Below are 5,586 nucleotides of genomic sequence, written 5' to 3'. Positions count from 1 at the left end.
CCCCTCACTCCGCCACCCGGTCGTAGCGCTCGAACAGCATCTGGAAGGTGCCCCGGCCCTGGGTCTTGGAGCGCAGGTCCGTGGAGTACCCGAACATCCGGCGCAGGGGCACCAGGGCCTCGATCTCGGTGATGCCGGCCCCGGCGCTCATGCCCTGCACCTCGCCCCGGCGGGCGTTGAGGTCGCCGATCACGTCACCCACGTTCTCGTCGGGCACCTGGATCTGCACCCGCATGATGGGCTCGAGCTGCACCGGCCGGGCCTTGCGCGAGGCCTCCCGGAACGCCTGGTTGGCCGCCACCTTGCAGGCCATCTCGCTCGGGTTCTCGGGGTCGACCTCGACGGCCAGCACATCCACGGCCACGTCCTCCACCGGGTACCCTCCGAACTCGCCGCTCAGGAACGCCTCGCGCACGCCCTGCTCCACCGCGGCAACGGCGGCGCTGGGAATCTCGCCCAGCACCTCCAGGTGCACCCGGTTCCCCTCGCCCCGCGCCGCCGGAGCGACCCGCAGCCGCACGGTGGCCCAGTGGCGCTTGTCGCCCAGGGTCCGGTCAAAGGTGGCCTCGGCCTCGGCCTCGGCCTCCACGGTCTCCTTGTACACCACCTGGGGCCGGCCCACGTGGACCGGCAGGTTGAAGTCCTCCTCCATCCGGCGCACCACCACCTCCAGGTGGAGCTCCCCCATTCCCGAGATCAGGGTCTGCCCGGTCTCCTCGTTCACCTCGTGCCGGAACGAGGGGTCCTCCTCCTCGAGCCGCTCCAGGACCTCCAGGAGCTTCGCCTCGTCCTGGCTGCGCTGGGGTTCGATGGCGACGCTGATCACCGGCGGGGCGAAGGCGATGGTCTCGAGCAGGATCGGGTGGTCCTGGTCGCACAGGGTGTCGCCCGTGACGGTCCACTTGAGGCCCGTGAGCGCGATGATGTCGCCGGCTCGGGCCTCCACCTCCCGCTCCTTTTTGTCGGCGTGGAGCCGGAGAATCGCGGCCGGCTTCTCCACCTTGCGCCGGGTGGCGTTGTAGACCCGGCCGCCCTTGAACACCCCGGAGTACACCCGCACGTAGGTGAGCTTTCGGCCGACGTCCTGCTGGATCTTGAACGCCAGGGCCGCGAACGGCTCCTTCTCCGAGGCCTTGCGGACCTCCTCGGCGCCGGTGTCCGGGTGGATGCCCCGCACCGGGGGCACGTCCAGGGGGCTCGGCAGGTACTCCACCACGGCGTCGAGCACGGGCTGCACCCCCTTGTTCCGCAGGGCCGACCCGGCGAGCACCGGCACCAGCCGGCCGGCCAGGGTCTCGCGCCTCAGGACCTTCCGCAGGTCCGCGGGATCGGGCCACCGGCCCTCCAGGAACGCCTCGGCCACGGCGTCGTCGAAATCGGCGAGCACCTCCACCAGGGCCTCTCGCCGGCGCTCGAGTTCCTCGGCCTCGTCGCCCTCGGGCGCCCGGCGGCGCATGGTGGCGCCCAGGTCGGCGTCGTCCCATTCCAGGACCTCGCCGGACAGAAGGTCCAGGCACCCCCGGAACCCGTCCTCGGCCCCGAGCGGTGTCACCACGGGCGCGGGCACGGCCCCGAGCTTCTCCCGCAGGCTCGCCAGGCACCGGTCGAAATCGGCCCCGATCCGGTCCATCTTGTTCACGAACACGAGGCGGGGCACGCCGTAGCGGTTGGCCTGGCGCCAGATCGTCTCGGTCTGGGGTTGCACCCCGGACACGCTCTCCAGCACCACCACGGCGCCGTCGAGCACCCGAAGCGACCGCTCCACCTCCACCGTGAAGTCCACGTGGCCCGGGGTGTCGATGAGGTTCAGGCGGTGTCCCTTCCACTCCACCCGGGTCGTGGCCGCCGTGATCGTGATGCCCCGCTCCTGCTCCTGGCGCATCCAGTCCATGACGGCCTGCCCGTCGTGGACCTCGCCGATCTTGTGGGTGCGGCCGGTGTAGTAGAGGATCCGCTCGGAGAGGGTGGTCTTTCCGGCGTCGATGTGGGCGAAGATGCCGAAGTTCCGGATGTCGCGCATGGGTCTGGCTCCCGTTCACGAACCCCGGTCACCGGCCCGTGAGACCGGCGTCGGGGGAAAGCGGCTCGGAGATCTTGACGTGCCCGGCCAGGGTCTCGCGCTCCTGACCGTCCACCAGGATCTGGACCTCCCGGACCCCGGGGACGTTTTCCACCACGGTGTGCACGAGGGCGAACACCGTGAGGAGCTCCCCCGAGGCCCCTCCCGCGGAGAACCCCTCCAGGCTCGTGCCGTCGAAGTCGAGGAGCGCAAGCCCCCCCTCTCCCAGGTACGCGCCCCGCAGCCGCACGCCCTTGGGGAGCACGCCGGCCGTCCCGGTCCCCCCGGGGCCGGAAGCCAGCTCCTCGACGAGCCGCGCCATGAGCTCCGGGGCACCGAGCCCGGCGGGGATCTCCCGTTCCTCGGCCACGAGCCGGGTCCAGCGGGGGTCGGCGAAATAGAGGGTCACCTTGTGGCGGGCGCGCCCCGCGGCCACGACCCGGTCCCACACCCCGACGGGCTCCAGGCGGCCGCTCCACCACAGCCACCCGGCCCCCGCCAGGGCGCCGAGCACGAGCACCACGACGAGACACCCCAACCGGCCCCAGACCGACCGGCTCGGCCGGGCCCGGCGGGCCGACGTGGACCTGCGCCCCCGGCTCATGGATCCCCTGTTTTCACCCGTTCGAGCCATTCCCGCACCGCCCGGTTCCATCCCACGGGGCCCTCGCCCGACACCCGCTGCACCCCGGCGGGCGCCCCTTCGAGGTGTCCTCCCCCGGGGCGCTCCACGAGCACCCCCTCGTCCACGGCCTCGAGGAGGGGAAGATCGTTGGCCGCGTCTCCCAGCCCCAGCGTCCGGGGCCGAAGCCCCTCGAGGGCCCCGACGGCTTCCACGAGCCACCGGACGGCCCGGCCCTTGTCGTTCGGGCCCAGGAGGTGCCAAAACCGGCCCCCCCGGGTGAGCTGAAGTCCCCGTTGGGCCAGGAACGCCTGGGCCCGGGACACCTCGCCCTCCGAGGGCTCCGGCTCCCAGAGAAACGGCTCGTCGAATTCCCGGGCCCGGGCCCGGGCCGCCCTTTCGGCGGTCAACCCGGTAACCCTCGCGACCTCCTCCACGGAGAGATCGCCGAACCCTTTGAGGTCCGCGCCGATCGCGCGCCGCAGCTCCCCGAGGGCCTCGCGAAGCACCGGGTACGGGGCGCCGAACACCTTGGCCGGCCGGGCTCCCAACCGATCCGGGAAGGCGCGTTCCCAGGGCGAGCGCCCCGTCAGGACCACGGCGCCCCCGTTTTCCACGATGAGGGGCCCCTCGACCCCGAGCTCGCGCTGGAGTTCCTCCATCTCGGCCCGGGTTTTGGAGGAGCACAGGACCAGCACGGCCCCGGCCTTCCGGAGCTCTGTGAGCGCCGGAAGGGCCGCGTCCCACCGGTAGGTGTGGTGGTCCAGGAGCGTGCCGTCCAGATCGGAGAAAACGAGCAGGGGTCTCGGCACCGGCACCCTCCGCGGGGGGTCCAAAGGCGCCCTCTTATAGCAACGCCGACGGGGCGGGGCAACCGATGACGGGAGCCAGGATTCAGAGGACAGAGGACAGGGACCGGGGACCCCGCGCCCCGGCGGTCCCGGACGAACCCCACATCCTTCGGCCACACGGGAGGTTTGGTGCTTCGGCGGTCAAACCAACGACCCGCGACCTCCGACCTGCGACGAACGGCCCTTTCGCCGCCCAGCCGCCTAGCCGCTGAGCCTCCCGAGCCTCGCCAGGAAGAAGGCGTCGCCGGTGTATCGGGGCAGGTTCGCCGGAAGGCGCAGGATCCCGGCCTCGGCCCCCGGCACGTCGAGGAGCGGTTCGTGGCCCGTGCGGTCGCCCAGGGGGGCCGGTGCGAACTCCGGGTGGCGGGCCAAAAACGCCTCGATCTGGGCCTGGTTTTCCGGCACGAGGAGGCTGCAGGTCACGTACACCAGGAACCCGCCCGGCCGGACCCACCCCGCGACCCGATCGAGGATCTCGGCCTGCAGCGCGGTCAGGCGCCCCAGGTCCTCGGCCGTCCACCGCCAGGCCACGTCGGGGTTTCGCCGCAGGGTGCCCGAGGAGGAACACGGCACATCCACGAGCACCAGGTCGTAGGGCGCCCGGCGTCCGACGGCCTCGGCGGACGCCTCGACCCGGATGTTCCCGAGCCCGGCCCGCCGGGCCCGACGCCGGGTGTCCCGGAGCCGCGCCGGGTCGGCGTCGTGGGCCACCACCTCGCCGCGCCCCCCCATGGCGGCCGCCAGGGCCAGGGCCTTCCCGCCGCCGCCGGCGCAGAAGTCGAGTACCCGCTCCCCGGGTTTGGGATCGCACAGACAGGCGACGAGCTGGCTCCCCTCGTCCTGGACCTCCACCCGTCCCTCCCGGACCGCGGGCAGGACCAGCACGTTGTGCCTCCCCGCAACCCGGATGCCCCAGGGGCTCCGGGGCGTGGGCGACACCGGCACCCCCGCGTCCCGGAGCTCCCGGAGCACCGCCGGCCGCTCGGCCCGGTGGGCCTGCACCCGGAGCGTGAGCTCCTGGGGCCGCCGGAGCCTCCCCAGCTCCCGCACCGCCTCCCCCACCCGGGCCCAAGGCCCGGCGTCGAGCCACCAGCCCGGCACCCCGAAGAGCCCCTCCAGGGCCTCCCGCACGGGGCCCCGGCCCGGAATCTCGGCCTTTCGGTGGGCTTCCAGGCGCTCGACCCACCGCTCCCGGAGGCGCTCGAGCCGGCCGAGGGCCTGGAGCCACGGCGCGACCCCGCCGGGGAGGTGGGGCACCTTCCCCGGGTCCTTGGCCCCCAAGCGGTCCAGGAACGCCAGGAGCAGGAGGTCGCCGTCCCCGGGGACGGCCTCGGGCAGTGCCCGCCGGATCGCCTCCCGGTTGCGCGCCAGGTGGTACACGGCCTCGGCCAGGATGGCCCGGTCGTTCCGGCCCATGTTCCGGCGGGCCCGGGTGTGGGCCTGGAGCGCCCGATCCAACGGCGGCCCGCCCCCGAACACGAGTTCCTCGAATCCCGCGGCGGCCCGCAGGATCCGCACGGCGTGGCGCGGGTTCACGTCGGCGAGCCGCCCTCCCCACCAGGCCCACCGGGGCAGGCGGGGTCCGTTCGTCGTCTTGGTCACGTGGACTCCTGCGGGAAGGCTAGAAGGCCAGGAAGCTGGAAAGTTACGAAGACCAACGAAAGTATTGTCAGGTCCACGGCGTCGCTACGGAAACCCGCGGGTGGGGGGCTGGTGGAGAGCCGGGTGCGGCCCCTTACCTCGCCGCGCCATCACCACGCCCGGATCGCTTTGAAAGATCCGGAACGTCCGCCACCGCAGCCCCCCCTGCCGAGCCGACAACGGCATGGACAGGCGCGGCGAAAAGGGTGCCGCACTCGCGCCCGGCCGGAACCAGTCCCCCACCCGCCCCCGGGCACTACTCTTGAAGGTATTATTAACCCGGCGGCTAAATAGGCGCGCTAGGCCGCCGCGTATTGGATCGCCGGGTGCAAGTAGTACAGGCGAACCCGGGCAGGGAGTTTTTGGATCTTGTGCATGACCGAGATCACCTTGTTGAGCAGCTCCTTCGCCGT

4 protein-coding genes are annotated in these 5,586 nt (G+C 72.6%); all 4 read right to left on the bottom strand.

Translation table 11 applies throughout. From position 1 onward, the window contains the following. Positions 1-4: 4 nt before the first annotated feature. Positions 5-2,020, bottom strand: a complete 2,016-nt coding sequence (fusA, locus tag ACY0I8_RS15860) for an elongation factor G (protein WP_461395516.1) — start codon at positions 2,018-2,020, stop codon at positions 5-7. 28 nt (positions 2,021-2,048) lie between these two features. After that, positions 2,049-2,663 (bottom strand): GerMN domain-containing protein, encoded by a 615-nt coding sequence (locus ACY0I8_RS15855; RefSeq protein ID WP_459943078.1) that lies wholly within the window; start codon positions 2,661-2,663, stop codon positions 2,049-2,051. Further along, complete coding sequence (locus ACY0I8_RS15850) at positions 2,660-3,493, bottom strand: HAD-IIB family hydrolase (RefSeq protein WP_459943077.1); 834 nt, start codon at positions 3,491-3,493, stop codon at positions 2,660-2,662. The genes ACY0I8_RS15855 and ACY0I8_RS15850 overlap by 4 nt, the downstream gene beginning before the upstream one ends. A 240-nt stretch (positions 3,494-3,733) precedes the next feature. Continuing rightward, positions 3,734-5,134, bottom strand: coding sequence for an RsmB/NOP family class I SAM-dependent RNA methyltransferase (locus ACY0I8_RS15845; protein ID WP_459943076.1), 1,401 nt, complete (start codon positions 5,132-5,134; stop codon positions 3,734-3,736). Positions 5,135-5,586: the final 452 nt, after the last annotated feature.

Source organism: Deferrisoma sp. (assembly GCF_054681715.1).
This window is presented reverse-complemented; position numbering and strand designations above follow the sequence as displayed.